1 protein-coding gene is annotated in these 964 nt (G+C 67.1%); it reads right to left on the bottom strand.

Going from position 1 to position 964, the window contains the following annotated elements:
- Positions 1-515 precede the first annotated feature (515 nt).
- Positions 516-964: helix-turn-helix domain-containing protein (locus AC1D12_RS34165; RefSeq protein WP_477845500.1), on the bottom strand; the 449-nt coding region annotated here is incomplete at its 5' end.

Genomic DNA, 964 nt, shown 5'->3' with positions numbered 1-964 from the left:
CTTCGCTCACTGTGGTCAAACAGTGTGCGACAGTCAGTTCACGAAGCGTGCTGCGCACGCGGGCCATGAAACCAGCCAGCTCCGGCGCCCCGTCCTGATTGGCGCTCCMCAGCCTCCCCACCCGCGCCTTTGCSRSCACCGCCMGWCTGTGTTTGGGGGRAAAGACTGAAGTGACCGACGAGCGTGCGAGCGTTGGCGCGCTTCGTCGATCACTTCAGTCTTTTCCCCTCAACAAGAGCGGGTGGTGTTGCGCGGCGGGGCGGGTGGCGGGAGGGGCTGGGGGCGACTTCTGGGGCGACGGAGAAGATCGGCTTCGGGGGTGGCGCGCGCCAGCGCGCTTCGTAGACATACTCATCGGCTGTGTTTGACCACAACGAACGAAGTGAGTGACGGGAGTTTGCCGATGCACCCCCGAAGCCGATCTTCTTCGTGCAGTCGGCCCGCCAGGGCCGACCGCCCCAGCTGAGCCCCCTGCCCCTCCCGCCACCCGCCCCGCCAAGCCGCGCAAAAGCCACTCAGGCAGCCAACCCCTCCGCCACCTCACGCAGAGCCGGCTTGTCGATGATGTCGATCTCGCGCAGACGAACACGCAAACAACCCGACGCACGCAACCGCGTCAGCACATGGCTCACGGTTTCTATGCGCAAGCCCAGGTGGCTGCCGATGTCCTCGCGGCTCATCGGCAACCGCAGCTCGGCCCCCGATTGGCCCCGCTCCAGCGCACGCTCGGAGAGTCCCAGCAGGAACGCCGCGATCCGCGCCCCCGCCTGACGCTGCCCGAGCAGCCGCATCAGCGCATGGTCGCGCACGATCTCGCGGCTCATCAGCTGATGGAAACGGCGCTGCAGCATGCCCGAGGCCGCCAGCGCCTGTTCCACTTGATCGAACGGCAGTTCGCACACCTCCGAATCCTGCAACGCGATCGCCTGGCAGCGGTGCAGCCCCGAATCGATCGCGTCCAGCC

The organism is Rhizobacter sp. P1_G5 (genome assembly GCF_056405435.1).
The sequence above is the reverse complement of the archived record's forward strand: the minus strand, read 5'-3'. Positions and strand labels throughout refer to the sequence as shown.